Origin of the sequence: Gilvimarinus japonicus (genome assembly GCF_042847215.1) — a bacterium.
Classification (GTDB): domain Bacteria; phylum Pseudomonadota; class Gammaproteobacteria; order Pseudomonadales; family Cellvibrionaceae; genus Gilvimarinus; species Gilvimarinus japonicus.
Genome location: NZ_AP031500.1, coordinates 2484139 through 2506778, shown reverse-complemented (window position 1 = coordinate 2506778; position 22640 = coordinate 2484139). Strand labels below are relative to the sequence as shown.

The 22640-nt window shown below is 51.0% G+C and carries 17 protein-coding genes; 10 read left to right on the top strand and 7 right to left on the bottom strand.

What is annotated here, in order from left to right:
• Positions 1 to 195: 195 nt before the first annotated feature.
• The 3 genes from ACGHAD_RS10695 to ACGHAD_RS10685 all read right to left on the bottom strand — a co-directional run bounded on the left by ACGHAD_RS10695 (position 196) and on the right by ACGHAD_RS10685 (position 2698).
• A complete protein-coding gene (locus ACGHAD_RS10695) occupies positions 196 to 1209 on the bottom strand; it encodes an outer membrane beta-barrel protein (RefSeq protein ID WP_382415112.1) in 1014 nt (337 codons plus the stop codon).
• 461 nt (positions 1210 to 1670) lie between these two features.
• On the bottom strand, positions 1671 to 2054 hold the full coding sequence (locus tag ACGHAD_RS10690; RefSeq protein ID WP_339614869.1) for a DUF4112 domain-containing protein: 384 nt from the start codon (positions 2052 to 2054) through the stop codon (positions 1671 to 1673).
• Entirely contained in the window at positions 2051 to 2698 is a 648-nt protein-coding gene (locus ACGHAD_RS10685) for a DsbA family oxidoreductase (protein WP_339614870.1), read from the bottom strand. Before ACGHAD_RS10685 ends, ACGHAD_RS10690 begins: the two co-directional genes overlap by 4 nt.
• A gap of 232 nt (positions 2699 to 2930) precedes the next feature.
• Here ACGHAD_RS10685 and ACGHAD_RS10680 point away from each other — a divergent pair, with 232 nt between their 5' ends.
• From ACGHAD_RS10680 to ACGHAD_RS10670, 3 genes are all read left to right on the top strand, one after another.
• Complete coding sequence (locus tag ACGHAD_RS10680; RefSeq protein ID WP_339614871.1) at positions 2931 to 3578, top strand: glutathione S-transferase; 648 nt, start codon at positions 2931 to 2933, stop codon at positions 3576 to 3578.
• A gap of 136 nt (positions 3579 to 3714) precedes the next feature.
• The gene (locus ACGHAD_RS10675; RefSeq protein WP_382415115.1) at positions 3715 to 4614 is read left to right on the top strand and encodes an EamA family transporter; all 900 of its coding nucleotides are present in this window, start codon (positions 3715 to 3717) and stop codon (positions 4612 to 4614) included.
• A 218-nt stretch (positions 4615 to 4832) separates the two neighbouring features.
• The gene (locus ACGHAD_RS10670; RefSeq protein WP_382415117.1) at positions 4833 to 5918 is read left to right on the top strand and encodes a CNNM domain-containing protein; all 1086 of its coding nucleotides are present in this window, start codon (positions 4833 to 4835) and stop codon (positions 5916 to 5918) included.
• Positions 5919 to 6109: 191 nt separating this feature from the next.
• On the opposite strand, the gene ACGHAD_RS10665 is transcribed toward ACGHAD_RS10670, so the two are convergent.
• Positions 6110 to 6481, bottom strand: a complete 372-nt coding sequence (locus ACGHAD_RS10665; RefSeq protein ID WP_382415119.1) for a glutathione S-transferase N-terminal domain-containing protein — start codon at positions 6479 to 6481, stop codon at positions 6110 to 6112.
• A gap of 331 nt (positions 6482 to 6812) precedes the next feature.
• The gene (gene yegS, locus ACGHAD_RS10660) at positions 6813 to 7709 is read right to left on the bottom strand and encodes a lipid kinase YegS (protein ID WP_382415121.1); all 897 of its coding nucleotides are present in this window, start codon (positions 7707 to 7709) and stop codon (positions 6813 to 6815) included.
• Positions 7710 to 8037: 328 nt separating this feature from the next.
• Here yegS and ACGHAD_RS10655 point away from each other — a divergent pair, with 328 nt between their 5' ends.
• From ACGHAD_RS10655 to ACGHAD_RS10640, 4 genes are all read left to right on the top strand, one after another.
• Complete coding sequence (locus ACGHAD_RS10655; RefSeq protein WP_382415123.1) at positions 8038 to 8823, top strand: transglutaminase domain-containing protein; 786 nt, start codon at positions 8038 to 8040, stop codon at positions 8821 to 8823.
• A 374-nt stretch (positions 8824 to 9197) separates the two neighbouring features.
• Entirely contained in the window at positions 9198 to 12542 is a 3345-nt protein-coding gene (locus tag ACGHAD_RS10650; protein ID WP_382415125.1) for an MHYT domain-containing protein, read from the top strand.
• A complete protein-coding gene (locus ACGHAD_RS10645; RefSeq protein WP_382415127.1) occupies positions 12539 to 13519 on the top strand; it encodes a two-component system response regulator in 981 nt (326 codons plus the stop codon). Before ACGHAD_RS10650 ends, ACGHAD_RS10645 begins: the two co-directional genes overlap by 4 nt.
• A gap of 170 nt (positions 13520 to 13689) precedes the next feature.
• Complete coding sequence (locus ACGHAD_RS10640) at positions 13690 to 14088, top strand: YbaN family protein (protein WP_382415129.1); 399 nt, start codon at positions 13690 to 13692, stop codon at positions 14086 to 14088.
• Between the two features lie 40 nt (positions 14089 to 14128).
• Here the strand turns inward: ACGHAD_RS10640 and ACGHAD_RS10635 are convergent, their stop codons facing one another.
• Both ACGHAD_RS10635 and rnk read right to left on the bottom strand, forming a co-directional pair.
• On the bottom strand, positions 14129 to 15403 hold the full coding sequence (locus ACGHAD_RS10635; RefSeq protein WP_382415131.1) for an O-acetylhomoserine aminocarboxypropyltransferase/cysteine synthase family protein: 1275 nt from the start codon (positions 15401 to 15403) through the stop codon (positions 14129 to 14131).
• A gap of 60 nt (positions 15404 to 15463) precedes the next feature.
• Complete coding sequence (gene rnk / locus ACGHAD_RS10630; protein ID WP_382415133.1) at positions 15464 to 15853, bottom strand: nucleoside diphosphate kinase regulator; 390 nt, start codon at positions 15851 to 15853, stop codon at positions 15464 to 15466.
• 448 nt (positions 15854 to 16301) lie between these two features.
• Here rnk and sufT point away from each other — a divergent pair, with 448 nt between their 5' ends.
• The 3 genes from sufT (at position 16302) to ACGHAD_RS10615 (ending at position 21564) form a co-directional block, all read left to right on the top strand.
• The gene (gene sufT / locus ACGHAD_RS10625; RefSeq protein WP_382415135.1) at positions 16302 to 17144 is read left to right on the top strand and encodes a putative Fe-S cluster assembly protein SufT; all 843 of its coding nucleotides are present in this window, start codon (positions 16302 to 16304) and stop codon (positions 17142 to 17144) included.
• A 24-nt stretch (positions 17145 to 17168) separates the two neighbouring features.
• Positions 17169 to 17360 (top strand): DUF3565 domain-containing protein, encoded by a 192-nt coding sequence (locus ACGHAD_RS10620; protein WP_339615588.1) that lies wholly within the window; start codon positions 17169 to 17171, stop codon positions 17358 to 17360.
• Positions 17361 to 17709: 349 nt separating this feature from the next.
• Positions 17710 to 21564 carry a glycosyl hydrolase gene (locus ACGHAD_RS10615; RefSeq protein ID WP_382415137.1) on the top strand — a complete coding sequence of 1285 codons (3855 nt, stop codon included), beginning with the start codon at positions 17710 to 17712 and terminating at the stop codon, positions 21562 to 21564.
• Positions 21565 to 22640: the final 1076 nt, after the last annotated feature.

The following is a 22640-nucleotide window of genomic DNA, read 5'->3' as shown; positions in this document are numbered from 1 at the left end:
TGACGTTTCCTGAGCTGTAATTCCCCTCCAAATGTTTATCTTTTGGTTGCTATTTCCTCCCCAAAAAGCCGCACCGCCAAGGGGCAATTTACGTTGCTACTTGATATGCGAGTGTTGTCGTTGAGGCGTTAAAGGGGGGGGGGGCGCACAAAAAGGCCGACCTAAAGGTCGGCCTTTTAGCATCGCTGTGCTGCTTTATTTCGGCAACTCAGTGCTGACTACTGCTTTACGATCAGCCCGGTTGGGCGACTGGCTGCTTGCTTCGGTTTCGCCTTTCCAGTCCAGAGTAATACGGCTTGCCGATACGTCTTTAGAAACCAGGTAAGCTTTAACGGCTTCTGCACGCTCTTTGGATAGCTCCATGTTGTACTCTGCCGTGCCCTCACCGTCGGCATAGCCGGTAATGGTGATGGCGGCTTGTGACGAGGCCAGTTCTTTGATTAGCTGATTTAGCGCGCCGGTGTTGCTGACTTCTGACGAATCGAAGTCAAACTGACTGAGAACATGCACGGGTTTGGTTTCGGGCTCAACCGGTTCTGGCGCAGGCGTTGGAGCAGGGGTGTTTACCGGCTCGGCGATTGGCTCGCGGGTGGGCTTACTGGCGACATTGCCGAATTGCCACAAAACCCCAAGGGTAACGGCCTGCACGTCTGGCTGACGGCCCCAATCGCTGCCGCCAAAGTCGTTTACGTATTGGTATTGTAAGCGGGTTTGTAGGTGGTCAGTGGCGCGAAACACTAACCCGGCACCGGCGGTTTCAGTCCAGCCTTTGGCGTTGTTGGCTTGCTCGGGGAACAAGTCGCCACCGTCAATCAGGTTGGCATCGTAATATAATCCGCCACCGCGAACGTAGGCCATCCAGCGGTCGGATAGTGGCATACCCACCAATACAGACAAGTCGTAGCCTTCAATCGAGATCTCTGATTTTTTACCGTCGATATTCCATGAGGTTGCTTCCCCCAGCTCGTGATAACCGCTTTCAATGGCGAAGTAGTCGTTGAAGCGATAACCGGCAAAACCGCCATACACTTCATCGTCGTCTTCACAGGTGACGGACAGATCACGGCAGCCCGATTTAAATTCGCTGGCGCCGGTTTCACCTCCTAGATAGAATCCCGATTTTGCATAGGGAAAGTCATCGGCTTGAGCGGTGTTGGCCACAGCTAATAATATGCAGAATGCCCCGGGTAATCCGTATTTTATACTCATTTGTACCTCATGTAATAACGTTAAAATATCGTTTTTAAATCTAAATTTTACGATAGCGTTGCTCGCAGCAAGTGTGCTCCACTTTGCTGACGCAACGCTAATTATTGTGGTGGTTATTTTTTTTGGCCGCTAGAGTTAGCGGTTGTCGGAGTGTCTGCGAAATTCGGTTATGACCGCGTTGCAGAGTTTCACCCTTAGGTAATGATCCTTTACCGGAATCAATTACTAGACGCCATGGTATAGGGATTATCACGCATCTTGCGTGATGCCGGACTCATAAAATTCATCTTGCAAACATCGGTGGCGTTTTTTATTGAAGTATGTGTTGCATTACGCCTTTTGGGTGGGATGCTCTCTAGGTTTTTGCGTCGGGATTTTGAACCGAGCACCTTAACGCTCGTGTGGGAGATTACTTTTTAAGCTTTTTGTATTCGCTTTGAAGGCATCGCGAGATGTATCGGCTACATGTCTCTTTCTAAATATTCTCTAAGTATCCGAGTATTGCGCGTATTTGCTTTAAAAAATGCGTCAAACACATCGCCCACCACAGGCACCAAGCCGCCGAGAAAGTCAATGGTCATATTCGCTAAAATGCGGAGCTTCACCCACCAGCTGGCGCCGGCGCGCTGGGCCTCGAACAGCACGTAGCCGGACAGTAGCAGGCCGGCTACGTCGCCCACTACGGGCAGTATGCCGATAATAGCCTCTGCACCAATTCGAACGTTGGTAAACGGGACTGCAACACTGCTGTCGGTGAGGCGGCTGAACTTATCCAGTCGCGCTAAAATGGCTTGCTGCTCGGCCTTCGAGGGTTTTGCTTTTGTCTTTTGGGTGTTGACGCTCATTCAGATTCCGCACCGATATCTTGAAATGCTTGCACCAGCGTGTCGGGCTCTTGCGCCCCCGAGATCAGGTACTTATTGTTGACGATAAACGCTGGCACGGCGGTAACCCCGGCCCGCTGGTAGGTTGCTTCGTCGTCGCGTACCGTTTGGGCATACTGGTCTGAGTCCAATACATTGCGCGCTTGTGCTGGGTCTAGGCCAATACTTGCAACGCAGTGCACTAGAACCTCATGGTCGGAAACATTGTCGGCGTTGCCGAAGTAGGCATCGAACAGAGCCTGTTTCATCTCGGTCTGCTTGCTTTGCTCGCCGGCCCATTTTACTAACCGATGAGCATCGAAGGTGTTGCAGGTGAAGCGCTCTTGTAGTTTGCTAAAGTTGACGCCGAGGTCTTTGGCAATTTGCATCATTTGATCTTGATTGGCGCGCATTTCGGCTTCGGTGCTGCCGTATTTGCGCACCAGTGCCGGCAAAATCGGCTCGCCTTTGCCGCTGTGTTCTGGGTCTAGCTCAAACGCATGCCACTGCACGTTAAACTCGTGCGTGGCTGCCAGTTGCTCCATGGCCTGCTCTAGGCGGGCGTAGCCGATTGCGCACCAAGGGCAGGCGATGTCAGAAACAATGTCTATTTGAATATTGTGCATAGAAAATCCTGTTAGTTAATTACAAGGTTCTATTTAAAGGCTTGGTGCGCTCTTACTTTAACACGTAGCTTAGGTTGTTTGTTTCGCCCGGTTGCTGGCAGGGCACCTCCGTTGCTTGACCCGTTTATCCTGACAGCGGTAATCTCGCCAATTATCAGAGCCTTGGGTACAGATCGAAGGTTTTGGCGCGATCCACACAGTAACTTGTTTTAATCCAACTGCGAAAACATCCATGAGCCCCACACTACACCACCTGTACTCCTTTCGTCGCTGCCCCTACGCTATGCGTGCTCGTCTCGGGCTATTGTTTGCCGGGGCTCAGGTAACGCTGCGGGAGGTCGTTTTGAAAAATAAGCCAGCCCAGATGCTGGCGATTAGCCCGAAAGGCACTGTGCCCGTGTTGCAGCTTGTGGACGGCACGGTGATTGATGAAAGCCGGGATATTATGCAGTGGGCGCTGGAGCAGCAAGACCCGCAAAAGTTATTGCGTAAGGATATCTTGCCGTCGGCCAATGCTTTGATTGAACAAAATGATAGCGACTTTAAACATTGGCTGGATCGCTATAAATACGCCGACCGTCACCCTGAGATGACTCAGCTTGAGTACCGGCAACGGGGTGAGAGCTTTTTACAAATACTGGAAGAGTTACTGACTAAACACCGCTTTTTGCTGGGAGATGACGCAAGTATTGCCGATATCGGCATCATGCCTTTTGTCCGGCAGTTTGCCCATGTTGATCGCGAGGTGTTTTACCGCCTACCTTACCCAAACCTGCAGCAGTGGCTACAGCACTGGCTTGCAGACCCATTGTTTGTACAGGCCATGATCAAATATCAGCCATGGCAGGAAGGGGATGATACGGTGGTCTTTCCCTCTTAGTCGTTATGGTCGTGCCACTTTAACGCTTTCTGGTATTAACTTTTGTCTAGCAGTTGCAATGCAGGCAAGGCCACGGTTGATCGCGCCGGTTAAAACCCAGCCGTGTTAAAATATCCTTTTCTTACGGGTTGTTTTCATGTTTGCTGTTTCTCGCCTGTCACCCATGTTGGTGCTGTCGTTAGTCACTGTTATCTGGGCATTTAGTTTTTCGCTGATTGGGGTTTACCTAAGCGGTGAAGTGGACAGTTACCTAGCGGTTTTCATTCGGGTTTTTTTAGCGCTGCTGGTATTGCTGCCGTTTTTTAGGCCGCGTCAAATTCCGGCGCGAGCGCTACTGGCGTTAACGGCTATTGGCGCTGTTCAAGTAGGCGTGACCTACCAGTTTCTCTATCACGCTTTTGCCTATTTAAGTGTGCCAGAGGTTTTGCTTTTTACGATATTTACCCCACTTTGGATTACCTTAATTGATGAGGTGCTGCTGGGTAGGCGCCACTTGCCCATACGCTGGTGGTTGGGCTCGGCACTGGCGGTGGTGGGCGCGGCGATTATTCGCTACCAGCACATCAGCGCCGATGTGCTTACCGGGTTTTTACTGATTCAAGCGGCTAACCTTTGCTTTGCCTTAGGCCAAGTGGCTTATAAGCGCCTGCCGATTAATAAGCCGCAGCAACAGTTCAATACCTTTGCCTGTTTCTTTTTGGGCGCGACGCTAGTATCTGGCGTTGGTTGCGTTTTATTTGCCGATTGGCAATTGGTACCAGACAGTATGCTTGAGTGGGCAGTACTTATTTGGCTCGGGTTGGGGGCATCGGGGCTGGGGTATTTATGCTGGGCCATGGCCAGCAAATGCGTTAACACGGGGCAGTTAGCGACGATGAACAATCTACTGATCCCGGTGGGGTTGCTCGTTAATGTCCTTTTTTGGAGCCATAGTGCCGATGTCGTTCGGTTGATTGCCGGAGGTGCGGTTATCGCAGTTTCGGTTTGGGTGTGCCGCCCGAGACGCAAGCCCCGCGCAACCCGCGACTTAGAGTGAACCTGCTAGGCCGAGTGTGGGGCTCGGTCGATGATCGAGTGCACGCAAGATGCGTGTGCCCAGCTAGCGGCAAGCAAACACTGCTTGTGTGTGGGCCGGTAGCAAGCTCCGATAGCGTTAAACAGTTGAGCAATACTACCTCGCCATGCTTTTTAACCAGCGACCTGCCTGCTAAGCTAAACAATTGGCAAACGCCGACAGTGGCCGGGGACTAGTGAATGACTTTATTACTACTTTATATTGCGCTGGCCCTCGGGGTCTCGTTTTTGTGTTCGGTTGCCGAGGCGGTGTTGCTGAGCGTTAACTCGGCTTACGCCTCGCTGTTAGAGCAGGGAAGTAAACGCTCAGGGAAACTCTTGGCTAACCTTACCCGCGATGTTGAGCGCCCGCTCGCAGCGATTCTAACCCTAAACACCATCGCCCATACGATTGGCGCAGCCGGGGCCGGTGCGCAGGCCACTGTGGTGTTTGGCAGTGCGTATTTGGGGGCATTTTCGGCCGTTTTAACACTGCTCATTTTGGTATTGTCAGAAATTATTCCAAAAACGCTGGGGGCTTACTATTGGCGAGCGCTTGCCCCTTATACCGCTTACGGATTGCACTATTTAATTAAGGCGCTTTATCCGTTTATCTTATTATCGGAAAGACTAACTCGCTTAATTACCCGAGGGGAGCGAGCGGGTAGTGGGTTGGACCGCCACGAGCTGGCGGTCGCGGCGGACATCAGTAGCGCCGAGGGCCACCTGGATGAGAATGAGAGCGAGGTGGTAAAAAACTTACTGCAGCTGCGCCAAACGACTCTACGTGAAGTTATGACGCCGCGCACGGTGTTGTTTAGTGAAAATCAATCCAGCCTCGTCGGGGAGGTGTTCGCACAGCACAGCAGTATTCCCTTTTCACGTATTCCGATATTTGCCGACGACTCCGACAATATTACCGGGGTAGTACTGCTTAGCGATTTACTGCTCGCCCAGGCAAGAGGCGAGGAACAGGCGCCGATTGTTAATTATCGGCGCGAGTTGCCGGTGTTGTTAGGCGCAATGCCTTTGACCCAGGCCTTAGAAGAGTTTTTGCGCAAAAAGACGCATATGATTTTGGTGGTTACCGAGTTCGGCGATGTACAGGGCATTATCACCCTAGAGGATGTGCTGGAAACTTTACTGGGGCGGGAAATTGTCGACGAGAACGATAAAACCCGCGATATGCAAGAGTTGGCAAGAAGACACTGGCGCCGTCAAGAGATGAAAAGATCGGACGCCGATATCGGCCAGAACCGAGTGAATGATTCTGACCTAGATTCTTGAGCCTATATAGCAGGGGCTACCTCGATTATTTTAAACGGCCTCGACGGTTTTAGTCGTTACTAATCAGTCCAGAGTAAATGCGTTTAGAGCTTGAGTGTTTGTCGTAATCGTTGTCTGTTTGCGTACCGGGATGTGCGAGCGATTCAGGATTTGCCTATGACTTGCACCGAATCCAGTCTCGGCACGAGCTGTTAACCAAAGCGCTGCTCTAAGTACTGGATAATATCCCCGGACTCATACATCCACGTGTTAGTACCGTTTTCATCAATGCGTAAGCAGGGCACTTTAATTCGGCCACCGCCTTGTTCTAGCGCTTGGCGATGTGGGCTTCCGGCTTGGGCGTTGCGCAGTTCTATCGGTAGGTTTAAGCGGTGCAGTGCACGGCGAGTTTTGATGCAAAAGGGGCAGGCAAAAAACTGGTACAAGGCAAAGTTTTTTAGCTCGTTTTCGACCTTGGTTTGTGCCTCTGGGGTGCGCTTGAGCTTGGCCGGACGTGTGAGCCAACTAACAAAGGCGATAATGCTGCCTAAGCCTTCGCGAACAAGTTTTATCAGTAACTTCATACGTCATCCTATCGTGCTGTGTTAACCGGTGGCCGTTTAAGGGGGCGGTGGTTTGTGGGGCAGGGGTTATCGCTACAACCGTGCGGCGGCTACAATACCGTATTTACGGCATGTTTTTCTAGCCGTGTGCAGTACCAATTGATCGCTCGCGTACTGAGGTGGTCTATGCGGCGGCTGACCAGTGTCGCCGCCGGTTAGCAGGTGGCTAGACGTTTGTCGTTCACCCCTGAGGTTTTGGGGCCTGTAACGGTATATTAAGATGCCTGCCGATGTTGTCGCCGGAGACAATCGAGATCTCGCTAATGGCAGCCCGCAACACCCATTACATCGTTTATAGTTTAAGCAGTGGGCATTGCGGTGGCAGTACCACCTGAACCGCCGCGGGGCAAACGCTAAAGCGAATATCTCTGCTTTCGATAGGTTCGCCATCCAAATTAATAGGCATGGGTACTTGCGATTGCCACTCGATCCATTCGCAGGTGAAAGCTTTGACGTATTGGTTATCGCTGGCGGGCTGCTGAAGCTCTTTAAGAACTTGCGTAAATGCCTCGGCCGGAAAGCGACGAATAGCGACGGTATTGAGTAGTCCGTCATTGATTTTGGCGTGCTCTGCCAGCACTTGCCCGCCGCCCGCTTGCGTGCCATTGCATACGGCACTAACGATGATCTCATCATGCCATTCGTTTTCGGCGTACTTTATACGGCCTTTGTGAGGTGTAAAGCGCAGTGCCTGCACCAAGCCGGATAGCGTATAGGCTCCGCCACCCAAACAGTTTTTTAGAGCGGTGGGGGTTGAGGCGGTCACCTGTGCGCCAAAGCCGCCGCTGGCGACATTGATAAAATACCTCTGGTTGGCCTGAATAACGTCGATATCGCTTGGCGCACCGGTTTGAGCCAGACTGAGTGCGTGGGCGTAGTTGCCGGGGATGTTAGCGGCAGTGGCAAAATCGTTGGCGGTACCCATGGGAATTATTGCAAAGGGCAAACGCTGCTTAATAGGTAAAGCCATCAGAGCGTTGGCCATCTCATTCACGGTGCCGTCACCGCCGGCAATGACTAAGCGCCGGACATCCTCTGCGCAGGCTTCGCGTACTAAGCGGGCTAGATCACCCTGCTCCCACGTCACCCGAATTTCAATAGGTGCCTTTTTACGGGCGTTAAAGACGGCCTCACGAAACGCTTCTAGTCCGGCTTTTTTGCCATTTACGATAACGCGAATAGGGTGCATGCTGTGTCCTTACCAAGTCGTTTGGGGCCGCAAAAGGGTGTTGCAGAGCCAATGCTTGTGCAGTGCGATGGGGCTGCCCGTGAGAGTCTGCCCCACGAATTAAATAGTGCCTGCGATGTTTGAAAATCACAATGTCTTCATTGTGTTTAAGCGTGGCACCGCCGGGTTAGCAACGGTACTAACCATCGCCTGTGAACTATAGCGGGGTTTGTTCGAAGATTCCTGTAGGGTGTTGACAGCGGGGGACTGCTAACATTCTGTGATAAAAAGCGGTATGCTGGTGCGCATAGGTTTTTCCATTCTCGCTCATTTTCTACAGGGCCAGCTCATGTGGTTGCGCGCCAGTTGTGAACTAAGTTTTGATATTTCGGTGCCTACGCCTTTTATTTTGATGTTGCGTCCGCGCAGCGGGGCGCAGCAGTGGATTGCGCGAGAGGAATACAATATTTCGCCCAGCGTAGAGGTGTACGAGTTTACCGACCTTTATGGCAACTTGTGTCAGCGTCTGGTGGCGCCGCCGGGGAATTTCTCGATTAGCACCGTGGCCGAAGTCAGAACGGCGGATTACGTAGACCGCGCGCCAGGGGCGGAGTTTGTTGAGGTGCAGTATCTGCCAGATGGGGTGTTGGGGTATTTATTGCCGAGCCGTTACTGCGAGTCGGAGCTGTTTTGTCAGATGGCCACCGAGATTACCGCTGGTCGCCATTTGGGCTATGACCAAGTGGCAGCGATTGAGACTTGGCTGCGCGAGTCGATACGGTATGAGCCCGGCAGCAGCAGTATCCCGCTATCGGCCGTGGACGTGAACCAGCGGCAAGTGGGCGTTTGCCGCGATCTAGCACACTTGGGCATTGCCTTGTGTCGCAGTATTAGTATTCCAGCACGATTGGTCGTGGGGTATCTATACGGGCTGACACCGATGGATCTACACGCGTGGTTTGAGGCTTACGTGGGCGGACGTTGGTATACGTTTGATGCGACGCAACCGGTGCTAAATGGCGGCTATGTAACGGTCGGGTACGGCCGCGACGCTGCGGATGTGGCGGTTTACAGCCAATTTGGCCCTATGGTTTATTCAACGGCCCAGCGTATTGCTGTGCAACTTATCGAGTAGTCAGATCGCGTGGTGGCGGCTTAGACTCTAGCCCCGCTGGCGGTCTTTGTCCCCCCGTTTCAACCTGTAGCGCCCATCGCCCGCAAGGTTTGCCAGATCTTCAGAAATCCCCGTTTCAGCCGTAACCTTATTATCACACACGTTCGTTATACCCACTGTCGTGTTTGGCGCTGAGAGGCAGCAGTACGCCATTGACGTCCGCCTTTGCGGCTGGTGTCCCGCTATAGGTGGGCGGTAACGACTGTAAAGAGTGCATTTATTTGGCTATTATGACTTTATGGTGGCGCATATTTCATCTATATTGAGGTGTCGGTATACATATTTTTTACCTTAATACCGCCCTGGCCATGCCTATGATTTGTTGAGGGTCGCAAATGCTATCGGATTTTTTCTTTATTAATCAAGATCCTGCCTTAGTGCTGAGCGGTGTGTATAACTATAAGTTGGTGAGCCTCTCCATTTGTACCGCGATTTTTGCCGGTTACTTTACGTTTTACCTGCTGGATTTAGCGAGGCACACGCCCATTAAGTTGTATCGCTACGTCGCCAAAGTCATGGCGGCAGTGATAATGGCGGGTGGCATTTGGAGCATGCACTTTATCGGCATGCTGGCATTTTCGTTGTGCCGGCAAATAGGGTATGACCCAACCATCACGCTATTGTCGTTTTTCCCGGCGCTTGTCTCTTGTTTGTATGCAATATTTCTTTTAAGTCGTCGGGCATCGCTAAAAAACTTAATGGCCGCCTCGGTACTGCTGGGAGCGGGCATTGGTACCATGCATTACAGCGGTATGGCCGCGATGGAGCTGGCGCCATTGCTTCGTTATGATCCGCTGACGTTTGCTTTGTCGATTGTGGTGGCGGTGAGCCTGTCGTTTATCGCGGTGTTGTCTCGGTTTTATTTAGGTCGAGTGATTCCGCGGTTAAGCAGCGGACAAAGCCGGCTAATTAGCGCTGTGGTATTGGGGTTCGCGGTGTCCGGCATGCACTATATGGGGATGCTCGCCACTCGGTTTATCGATACCAGCGCGAGCGGCCCGGTTAACGCCATTGTGCAGTCCGATTTGTCTTTTATCGCCATTAGCGTTGCCAGTACCACAGTGGTGCTGACGTTAGGGGTAGCGGTGCTCAATGGTCTGTTGCGCTTTCAGTTATTGTTGGCCGAAAAAACCGAGCAGGAGTCACGCTTAAGTGCCATTTTGTCTACAGCGGTTGACGGCATTATTACCATTGGTGAAAACGGCGATATCTTAAGTGCCAATAAAGCGGCAGAAGCCATACTTGGCTATAGCGAAGATGAGCTCAAAGGGCAGAGCGCTTTGCGCCTGACATCCGATGAAGATGACACGATGGCCGTGTGTCGCATCTCCGGCGCGCCGATCGATTTATCGGGATTTGTCGGGCACAACCAACTAGTGAATACGCTGCACAAAGATGGCCGCAGTATCCCCATTCGCTTAGGGGTTGGTGAGGTACAGCTGTCGTTGCGGCAGAGATTGTATGTGGCTTTTTTAACGGATTTGACCGAGCAGCACAAACTACAGCAAGAGCTGCTAGAAAAAGAGCGCCAGTACCGCTCGTTAATTCACAATATGCCTGGGGTGGCGTTTCGTTGCGAGATTAATGCCAGCTGGAGCATGATTTTTGCCAGTCCCAGTATTCAGGGACTTACGGGTTATGATCTCAGTACGTTTATGGCCCGTGATATTGACATGGGTGACCTTATCGTTGAGGAAGACCTACCCCGTATTGAAACCTCGGTAAATAAAGCATTGGTAGACCGCCAAGCGTACTCGCTTGAGTATCGCATACGCCACCGCTCGGGCGATATCCGATGGGTCTTGGATCAGGGTAGTTATCACTTTAACGATGACGGTGAGGCGCAGTGGATTGACGGGGTGTTAATTGATATTACGGAGCGGCATGCTTACGAAGATCAATTAAAAGCCGCTAAGCAGCAGGCTGAGCACGCCGCTCAGGCAAAGCAGTCGTTTTTGGCCAATATGAGCCATGAGATTCGCACGCCGATGAACTCGATTATCGGCTTTAGTGAGGTAATGCTGGAGTCCGAGTTAGTCGCGGAGCAAAGAAAACAGCTGAGTACGATTAATGCTTCCGCGCGCTCTTTGATGTATTTACTGAACGATATTTTAGACTCCGCGAAGCTTGAAAAAGGTAAAGTCGATATAGCGCGGGAGCACTTTTCTTTGTCGTCTTTGTTAGATGAGGTTATTTCCTCTTTCTGGTTGCTCGCCAAACAAAAAGATATCGTCATTAATCTAGCATTAGCCGAAGGTTTGTCGCCTGTGTATGTGGGCGACAGCAACCGAATACGGCAAATATTGAATAATTTAGTGGGTAATGCGGTTAAGTTTACCGATACCGGATCGGTCACTGCGCGGGTGACGCCATCAGGCAGTCACGAGGTGCTCTTTGAGGTTATTGATACCGGTATTGGTATTGCGGCTGAGCGAGTCGAGTCTATTTTTCAGGCCTTTGAGCAAGCCGATAGTACGACTACGCGGCGTTTTGGCGGTACGGGTTTAGGTACCACTATTAGCAAACAACTGGTTGAGCTAATGGGTGGGCATATTGGTTTAGAGAGCGAAGAAAATAAAGGCAGTCGCTTTTATTTTAGTCTACCACTGGAGGTGGGCGAAGAGACTAAGCTAAAGCGCGATACCCGAGACACCGATGTCGATTTACCGCCGTTAAATATTTTGGTGGTGGATGATATCGAAACCAATATCGAGCTGCTGTTTCTTCTGTTGTCGAGGCAGGGACATCGAGTGGTGTCGGCCAGTAATGGTTTAGAGGCGTTCGATCGGTTTCGCGCCAACGAGTTTGATATCGTGCTAATGGATGTGCATATGCCAGAGTGTGATGGTATTTGTGCGACCGAAAAAATCAGACAGTACGAGCAAGATAAAAAGCGTGGGCGAACCCCTATAGTTGCGCTAACCGCCAGTGTTTTGCAGCAAGACCGAGCCACAGCGTATAACGCGGGTATGGACGGCTTTGCCAACAAACCGATCAATCCGTCGCAGTTATATGGTGAAATGGCCGCTGCGTTAGGTATCTCTACGCGCGAGCCGAGTGGTGCGACCGCGCCCGCTTTGGGCGCTCAGGTGGACTTTGAACACGGTGAGTTATTATGGGGAAGCCGCGAGCGACAATGCCATGAGATTAATGAGTTTATTGCTAAACATAAAGACTCATGGGCACTCATCGCGCGCTTAGAGACCTATCAAACAGAAGACAACGCTACACGGTTGCATACCCTGAAAGGCGCGGCTGGAAACCTTGGGTTGGTGCAGCTGGCGCGCCTGCTGCAATTAATGGAGCAAGCAACCTCTGCTGACCAGTATCAGACGTACGCTCAGTGTCTGGATGCTAGTCTGGCTGACATCGCGCAAACAGTCGATAACGCGAGTGTGGGTGATAGCGATATGGCGACGGAGCAGTCGCAAAAGCGCCTAACCATGGATGACACAAAAGCCATTTGCCAAAATCTTTTTGTTTTAGCGCAACAGGCCGAAACAGATGCTGAGTTGCTGAGCGTTTTACAGCAGCAGAGCGACGATAAACTGGCGTCTAAGGTCGAGCAGTTGGTTACCGCTTTTGATGATTTTGAGTTTGAACAGGCGGTATCTATTATTACCTCAATATTAGATCAGTTATCGCGCTCGTCAGCTGACTCTGAGCAGGGCAAGTTATGATTGAAAAGCCTAGAATACTGGTTGTTGACGATGAGTCGACCAACCTAAAAGTGATACAAACGGTGTTGGCGGATGAGTACCGTTTGGCGTTTGCAAAGTCAGGCCAAGCGGCGCTTGAGGTGATTCAGCAGAATCCGCCCAACTTAATTTTATTGGACGTCATGATGCCTGGTATGAGTGGTATCGACGTTTGTCGGGCATTAAAGGCGGATGCTGCAACGCAGCATATTCCGGTTATCTTTGTTACCGCACTGAATGATGACGACGATGAGTACAATGGCTTTTCGGTCGGTGCGGTGGATTATATTACCAAGCCTATTACCCCAGCATTGGTACGGGCACGGGTGAAAACGCACTTATCGCTGGTGCAGGCAAAACAGCTTAAAAAAGCGCATATCGATTTGGTGCAGCGCCTTGGTGCGGCCGCCGAGTACAAAGACACGGATACCGGCGAGCACATTATTCGTATGAGTCTTTACAGTAAGCGTTTAGCGCTGGCCTATGGCATTAGCGAGGAGTATGCCGAGCTTATTCGACAAGCTGCACCCATGCACGATATTGGCAAAATTGGTATTCCCGATGCCATTTTGCTCAAACCTGGACGCTTAAGTACCGAAGAGTTTGCATCGATGCGCGAACACACCACGATTGGCGCCAAGATTCTTGAAGACTCTGACTCGCCGTTGATTCAGCTGGCTCGGGTGTTGGCCATGGAGCACCACGAAAAGTGGGATGGAACCGGTTATCCCAATGGGCTGGTGGGAGAGGCGATATCGCTAGAGGCGCGTATCGTCGCCATTGCCGATGTGTTTGACGCGCTGACCTCTAAGCGTCCATACAAAGAGGCATGGACTGAGGCCGAGGCCTTCGCATTGATTAAAGAGCAAAGCGGATGTCATTTTGATCCGGCATTGGCCGAGTTATTTTTGTCAATCAAAAGTGAGATACTCGACATTAAACAAAACTACAGTCGTTAGCGGGTGACAGCCCGGACAATGACGCTGCGTTGCCGGTACAATCGCGCAATGCCCGTTCAACCTAAAGGTAAAAATCGTTTGCTGCTCATAAACGGCGCTGGGTCGCCACAGCCAAACAGAGTTAATGATATGGTAAATCTGTGGTGGCACGTTTTGCGTAAGGTTGTATTGTGTTGAATCGTTTAGCGTGGCGTATCCTCGCTGTGTTATTTGTCGGTTTGGGGTTAATCGGCGCTGTGGTGCCGGGCTTGCCAACCACGGTGTTTTTACTGCTGGGGGCATGGGCATCTAGTCATGGATGGCCGGCACTTAATCAGTGGCTGGTTACTCACCCTCGATTTGGGCCAGCTATTCAGCACTGGCAGCGTCACCGTGCAATACCTCGGCGGGCTAAGGTTGCGGCGGCACTAACCATGACTATTAGCGCCGTGTTGATTGGCCAGTCGAGTATATTGTTGTGGGTAAAGTGGTTGCTGATATTAACAATGGGTGGTGTGCTGATATGGCTTTGTACGCGACCGAACGGCCCTAGTGATACCGCGGGCAACAGTAACTATCACGAGCAATAAAGCGGCCCCGCAGGGCCGGCTTTAATATTCTTGCTTTAATCTATCCAACTTTATCCAGCGCTTGATCTATATCCGCCAAAATATCATCTATATGCTCAATACCTACCGATAATCGTATTAAATCTTCCGAGACACCGGCTGACTTTAATTCATCTTCGTTCAGTTGGCGGTGGGTCGTGGTGGCGGGGTGGCAGGCGAGTGATTTAGCATCGCCGATGTTAACTAAACGCAAGATCATTCGCAGGGCATCGATAAACTGCGCGCCGGCCGCCTTACCGCCTTGTACGCCAAAACTTAAAATCCCCGAGGCATGACCGCCGGTGATTTTTTTGCATAGCCCTTGATAAGGGCTGTCGGGCAGGGCGGCGTATTTTACCCAGGTAACTTTGGGGTGCGCTTGTAGGTGTTTGGCCACGGCTAATGCGTTTTCGCAGTGGCGCTCCATGCGGATGCCTAAAGTCTCAAGCCCCTGCATAATTAAAAACGCGCTGTGGGGCGCGAGTGCAGAGCCGGTATTGCGCAGTGGCACCACGCGGCAGCGGCCGATGTAGGCAGCCTCGCCCAGCGCCTCAGTGTAGATCACGTTGTGGTAAGACGGGTCGGGCTCGTTGAGCATAGGATAGCGCGCTTTATTGGCGACCCAGTCAAATTTTCCCGAGTCGACAATCATGCCGCCCACGGTGGTGCCGTGGCCACCAATGTATTTGGTGAGCGAGTGCACAACAATGTCGGCACCGTACTCAAAAGGCTTGCATAAAAATGGTGTGGCCACGGTGTTATCGACAATAAGCACAACGCCGTGCTTGTGGGCGATGGTGGCGAGTTTTTCTACATCGACAATATTGCCCGCCGGGTTGCCAATAGATTCGCAAAACAGTGCTTTGGTGTTGTCGTCGATTAAACTCTCAAGCTTGTCGTAGTCGTCGAAAGAGGCCATACGTACCTCAATGCCCTGGCGCGGAAAGCTGTGGGCAAATAGGTTGTAGGTGCCGCCGTAGAGTTGGCTGGTGCTCACGATGTTATCGCCGGTGCCGGCTATGCATTGGATCGCGTAGGTAATAGCGGCCATGCCGGACGCTACCGCCAACCCGCCAATACCGCCTTCCATGGCGGCTACGCGTGCCTCTAATACGGCGTTAGTCGGGTTCATAATGCGGGTGTAAATATTGCCTGCCACTTTTAAGTCAAACAGGTCCGCACCATGCTGGGTGTCGTCAAAGGTATAAGACGTGGTTTGATAAATCGGCGTCGTTGCCGCCTTCGTGGTGGGCTCCGATTCATAGCCGCAGTGTAGTGCCAGGGATTCCAGTTTCATGGTCGTCTCCGTTGCGAGTTTATGTAAGGCTGACGTGAATGTAGCACATATTAGCTGCCGCTAAGCCTGCGCCGGCGGGGCCACTTTATTGACGTGTACCACCGTATTTTTACTGGTGGATATTGGCCAGGCAATCTGAGCCCCTTCTTGCAAGCCGATCAGGGCACTGCCCACCGGGCTTAAAATCGACAACTTTTGTTCGCTATTGTCCAGCTCAGATGGGTACACAAGTTGATAGGTAAAGGTTTTTTGCGTCGATTCAACCATAAAGGTAACGGTGGAATTCATAGTGACGACATTGTCGGGCAGCTTTTGCGGCGACACGATTTTGGCGCGCTCCAGCTCGTCGAGCAGTTGTTCGGTAATGGGGTCTTCTGGCACTGAGTCGATCAATGCGGATAACCGATTGTAGATACTACGGGTTAGCGTAATTTTGGGTTTAGCGCCCATGGGAGCCTCCTGATGTAAGCGATTAAGCGGTGATAAAGTATTGCCCTTACAGCCCCCACGGTTGTGCCGTGTATAGCGGGTTAGGCCGGGTGGGGCGGTTTGTGGTATTGCGAATAGCTCTAGCTGATATGCGGGCGTGCTGCGGGTACAGTTCTGCCGGTATTTTTAGAGCGACGAAGTTCGGAGTGCTAAAGAAAGCACCCTTATAGGGGGAAGAGGGGCGTGAGCCTCCACATAAGAAACTGTAGGATGATGTGCATAGTGGCGATTAATGGCGTTGCAGCGATACTGCTGAGATTACCTTAACCGCCTTTAAAGTCAATGCTGTAGCTGATGTTCCTGATAGGACGCATATAGTTGACTGTTTTAGTCGGGTATTTTGTGTCGCGCCGAGCGGTGGTATAATGGCGTTTTTCTCGTCCACACCTATTCTATTCAGGATGCATTTATGCAGCCCAAGCTTCAAATCTCTGACTCCGCCCGAGATTATCTGGTTGATTTACTGTATGGCCGCGGCGTAGAGGCGGTACGCGTGTTTGTCGATCAGCCGGGAACGGCGCGCGCCGAAACCTGTTTGGCCTATTGCCGGCCCGGCGAAGAGGTCGAGACGGACGTGACCGTGCAAGCGGGCGATTTAACGCTGCGCCTAGACAAACCGAGTTTGCCTTACCTTGAGGGGCTGGATATTGACCTTAACGAGATTGGCGGCCGCAATCAGTTGGTTATGCGCGCCCCCAACGCCAAAAAGCCCTTTAACGCACAGGGGCGCGAGGTAGAGTTTGAGCGCGAGTGTTTGGTTAAAGTTGTCCCAGCCGGTGATGATTTAATGGTCCCGAAAGGCGCTGAGGCGATTATTACCCAAGCGCTGGGTGCCAGTTATACACTGTTGTACCACGGCAACTTAATTCGCATTGATGGCAAAGACGCCGACGCTATTGGCCTTAGCACCAACGCGCTGGAGTTTGAGGCCCGAGAAGACGGCCAAATTGATGAAGACCATGTGTGGGAAGCGCTCGGTATGGTGTACGACCCCGAGATCCCCGTTAACGTGGTGAGCCTAGGGCTGGTGTATAAAATGACGATCGACCAAGCCGCGCAACGAGTTGCTGTGGTGATGACCCTAACGGCGCCCGGCTGTGGTATGGGCGATGTGCTGGTGGCCGATGTGAAGCGTCGTTTAGAAGAGGTCCCCTACGTAACCTCGAGTCATGTGGAGCTGGTGTTTGAGCCGCCATGGGATCGCACGATGATGAGCGAAGAAGCCCAGCTTGAAACTGGCATGTTCTTTTAAGTCGAGACCGCTGTGCAACAACCAATGGTGGGGTTCCAGCTCGATAGTGAGGGCCACTGGGTGGCTCGACTTGAATGCGGCCATTATCAGCATGTACGCCACAATCCGCCCTGGGTTGTGCGTTATTGGGTTACTACCGAGATGGGCCGCGCGGCGATGTTGGGGCACTGTTTAAACTGTAAAAAATGCGACGATAAAGCACCGCGGGATTACTGATTGATTTGCTCTCGCGCTCGTCAGTGCAGTGGGCATTAATTTGTACTCTGGTCACCCGTTATGTTGGCGGTTTTTTGTTGTGCGTCATCCGAAAATTATTCAATGAGCCGTTATTAAACGCAATAGCGACTTAAATGTTTTTACGCCTGTTTATCGCTCACTGGGCCCGCCTTGTCTTGCGGTCGCTTGTACCGCTGACGTTTTTGGTGCAAGTTGACAGCCCTCACATGACGTATCGTGCCCAGCAGAGCCACACTATAAAAATATAACCCTTCGCCTTAAGGGTTTGGCCACGCTTTGATACCCCTGCCTGACTAATAATGAATAATTTAATCGCAGGATAGCTCTCATGAGAAAACCATTGTGGCAGGCTTTAACGCTTGTGGGCGTATGCGCCGCAGCGCCACTAGCAAGCGCCCAAACAACCCCCATTTGGTCCGATGAATTTGACGGTGATCGTTTAGATCGCTCGACCTGGACTTTTACCACCGGTGGTAGCGGTAATGGCAACGGCGAGTTGCAGTATTACACCGCATCGGATAACAACGTTTACCTTGACGACGGAAAATTAGTGATCGAGGCCAAACGTGAAACACGCGAGGGCAAAGAATTTACCTCAGGGCGGATTCACACCAATGGTCGCTTTGGGTTTCGTTACGGCACTATAGAGGCGCGTATTAAATTACCCGATTTAGCCGATGGTCTGTGGCCCGCTTTTTGGATGCTGGGAAATAATTTTGGCGTAGATGGTTGGCCTAAATCTGGCGAGTGGGACATTCTCGAGGCGGGTTATAAAGCGGCGATTGACGCCGGCAAGGTTAATAACTCGGTCTCTGGGGCCATGCACTGGTGGCACGATGTTGACGGTGGGTCACAAGCTGACTATGCCGCCGATGTCGAGCTGCCGTTTAATATGAATGATGACTTCCATAACTACAAGTTGGTGTGGACGCCCGAGCAAGTGGTTATGAGTGTGGATGATATTCAATACTTCGCGATGGATATTACCGATCCCACTATGTCGGAGTTTCGTGAAAACCCCGCCCATATTATTCTTAACCTGGCGGTGGGCGGCTGGAACTTTGTTGAAATAACCGACCCGGCCGCCATTACCGCACCGATGCCCGCAAAAATGGAAGTGGATTATGTGCGCTTGTATGAAAACGAGCACACCGAAGTACATTTGGCCGAAGATAACGAAGCCACCGGCAATTACGGTATTAGCACCGAGCTGACTCCGGTCATGAGCGAGCTCAATTGGGGCGATGGCACCCACTTGTATATTTGGAACAATATGGTTGGGGTAGCGACTGAGCCTTTCGAAGGTAGCTCGGCGATGGCTTACGATATCGCGCCAGACAACTGGTGGGGTATGGGGCTGCTGCACAAAGACCAAAATTTACGCAATTACAAACACGGTTACCTGCATTTTCATATGAAAACCGAAGCGGCCAGTAATATTGAAATCAATATGGACAGCACATCGGGCGGTGCAGGCAAAGTAACTTTGGCGCCCGGTGGCGATGAGTACGGGTTGCAGCGCGACGGGGAGTGGCACCATGTAGCGATTCCGCTCAGTCAGTTCGCCGGCCTTGATTTTCATACGGTGCAGCAGACGTTTAGTATGTCTGGGCCTGGGCAGTCTACGCCTATGACTATTGCGGTCGACAATATTTATTTGTCCGAGAGCGTCGCACTTGAGGTGGCCGAGTACGGCAGCTTTGGTATTTTTACAGAGACTGCCGAACACCGTGATGCGGGCGACTTTGCCTTTGGCGTAAACGGCGATTTGTTTATCTGGGAAGATACTTTGGCCGTTGCTGCTGAGGATGTGCTTGAAGGTAATGGTTCACTGGATTTAACCTCGACCGGTAAAGGTTGGTACGGACTGGGCTTGACCGCCCGTGAAGGTTTTAACCTGAGCGCGTTTGATAATCCCAACGGTATGCTTCACTTCTCGATGAAAACAGAATCGGATGCGACGTTCGATATCGGCATGAAAAGCGGCAGCGATGCTGTTATCGGTCAGTTGTGGCTTAACTTTTCGCCCGGCTCAGACCCTTATGGTTTTGTGCGTGACGGCGCTTGGCACGAAATTACCATCCCAGTATCCGAGCTTGCGCAAGATGTCGATTTTAGCGATGTGCGCCAAGTGTTTCAGGTGTTAGGTGTGGGTGAGATTGATGATTTGGCCATTGATGATATCTATTTGTCGGGTGGTGAGCAGGCCGATATAGCTGGCGGTGGTGAAGAGGTAAATCGTGCGCCAGTAGCATCGATTAAAACCTCAGTTCGCTCAGGGACCGCTCCTTTAACCGTCGAGTTTGATGCGGGCAGTTCAGTAGATGTGAACGGCGATGAGCTGAGTTATGTGTGGGACTTTGGTGACGGAAGCCTTGGCAGCGGGGTAATAGCCACCCATGAATATCAAAACGAAGGCAGCTTTGCGGTTACTCTAAGCGTGAGCGATGGCGAGCTAGAGGATGTCACCACTAATTACGTACTGGTAAATGATAATCACAGCTCCGATAAAAGCGCAAAACGCGGCTTGGGTTTTGGTCATCACTCAGAAGCTGATTTTGCGGCTATCTCTGAGGGTATTAGTTGGTGGTATAACTGGAGCCACAAACCTGATGTGCAGATCGCCGAGGTTTATCAAAACTACGGCGTTGAGTTTGCGCCTATGGCCTGGAATGGCGGCTTTGATGATGCGGCTATGCGCGAGTACATAGCCGCGCACCCGGATGTGAAGTATATCTTGGCCTTTAACGAACCTAACTTTCTTGAGCAGGCGAATATGACGCCATCGCAAGCGGCGGCCGAATGGCCGCGTCTGGAAGCGATTGCCGATGAATTTGGTCTTAAGATTGTCAGTGTGGCGATGAATTACTGTGGCGAATGTAACAGCGAGGGCGGCACCACTTACTATGATCCGATCGACTACTTTGACGACTTTTTTGATGTTTGTCCCGACTGTCGTGTGGATGCAATTTCGATTCACGCCTACATGGAGGATGCCGGCGGAGTTGAGTGGTACGTTAATCGTTTTAAAAAGTACAACAAGCCCATTTGGATGACAGAGTTTTCACACTGGAAGGATTGGACTACGCTCGAGGATCAAAAACGCTTTTTGATTCAAGTGGTGGATTCGTTTGAAAACGATGACGATCTTGAGCGCTACGCTTGGTTTACCGGTCGTCGTAATGGTCATCCGTACAATGGTTTGTTTGACTACCGTCAGTCTGGGGTATTGACCGAGCTTGGCAGTATTTACGTGAACATGCCAGTTCATAATGAAAGTAATGTTCATACGTTGCCCGCGCGTATTGAGGCTGAGCAATACAAGGGCATGAGCGATATTGTTTATCCGACGGTTGAAGACGACAAAATTGATGTTCGGGTTGAGCAAACAGAGGACTACAACGGCTTTTTAAACCTAAGCAATATGGATCCGGGTAGTTCGGTGATGTACAACGTGGTCGTGCCAGACGCGGGCGCTTACGACTTTGAGCTACGTGTTGCCAGCGAGCTAGGCGGTACTTTGCGTTTTTATGTTGAGGACGTTCAAGCCGCTCAGGTGACTGTGCCGAGTACCGGCGGTTTACAGCAGTGGGACAGCATTACAGATACCCTAACGTTACCCCAGGGCGCGTTTACCCTGCGCATGGAGTTTAGCGACGTGATTAACGTTAACTGGCTGGATGCCAGTAAGGCAGAAGTGGTTGCAAGTTCATCCAGCTCCAGTGTGGTGAGCAGTTCCAGCATTGCCAGTAGTTCAAGCTCGAGTGTAGTCAGCAGTTCAAGCTCCAGTGTGATGAGTAGCTCAAGCTCTAGTATCGCCAGCAGCTCAAGCAGTGTCAGCAGTGCTAGCTCAGTAAGTTCGAGCAGTGTGGCCTCCGAATCGTCCAGTAGCGATAGCTCCTCAGAGCAGAGCAGTGAAAGCTCCGTTAGCTCAAGCAGCGAGTCAAGCAGCTCAGTAAGCAGTGTTAGCTCGGCATCGAGCTCATCGGTAAGCTCATCTGCCAGCTCGGAGCCCAATGATGACCAAAACGAAGAGCCCGAAAGCAATAGCGACAGTAGCTCCAGCGTTGCTAATGGCTCCTCTGGTGGTGGTGGTAGCTTTGGTCTGATGGGGTTAATGCTACTGGCATTTGCTGGTGCTTTGGGTAAGACACCCCCTGGGTGTTGGCGTAAAAGATTGTAGCGAACGCGTCTCAATAAAGGTTGTCCAGTTTGATTGGGCGGCCTTTTTTTGATTTTTCTCGCTATCGCTTGGAGCCCTTGAAGAGCTCGGTAAGGTGTTGGAGAGGCATAAAAATTGGCTTGTTGTTTTTATTTTCGCGATTTTTAAAACGATAGTAATCGGTTACATTTGTCTGTGTGACAGCGCTGTCGTAATGGCTTGCAGGGCGAGCCCAACTGGGAGTAGGGCTTGGGCGAATAATGGTGGTGTTTTTGAGTGAGAGCATTAGCTGGCTGAGTAAGGGTATAGCTTTGTTATGAAAAAGTTCACTTTTTTTGACGTTATTCAAAGTGCCCGTAAATCGGGCACTTTGAAAATGATAGCGTCATCATCTGTTTCTTCTAGCGTGACGCATTTTTGAACTCAATGGTTTCCTTCGGTTTTAGTTATTTTTCAATAAAAACAATAGGTTACTGTTTTATTTCTTGTCTTTATTGATTTTTTTCATATTTATGCTTCTTACCTAAGCTCTGGGCTGAGTGAACGGCTTCTTGAGCGCTGTTGAATAGCGTTAGACTATCTCGTTAATGTTAACATTTTGCAGTGTAATCGGTTACTTTTTTTGCGAAAACAAAAACCTATTGAATCCGTCATTAAGCTACCGTAAATTCTCGTTATGCGGGGCGCCGTGCGACTCGTAAAGTAGTTAAGCGTTGCGTATTTTTTGCAGAGATATTTGTTTACTGGGATAACAGCAGGGCATTACCCACATGGTCTGTGTTCTGACACTCGGGTCAGTTGCCTTGTCATAATTGTGTTCCGGTGTTTTTCCGCAGTAACGTAATGTTTATATTTGCGTGCTAATGGTAAGCGGTCTAATGTTTTTTTGACTAGGTTAAGATTTTGTAAAGAGCTTGAATCTCTTGGTGGGATAACGTAGATTTGGCTTCCTCTTAAAGTCAAAAAGACCAGAACGGTTTTGTTAGGTTGCACAAGATAAGCATCTTACAGGTGCCGCCCAGCACCCAGAATTCGCAAGCTATATCTGCTTACCTGCTACGAGATTATTAATAGGAGTTAGCGGGTAGGTCATATGC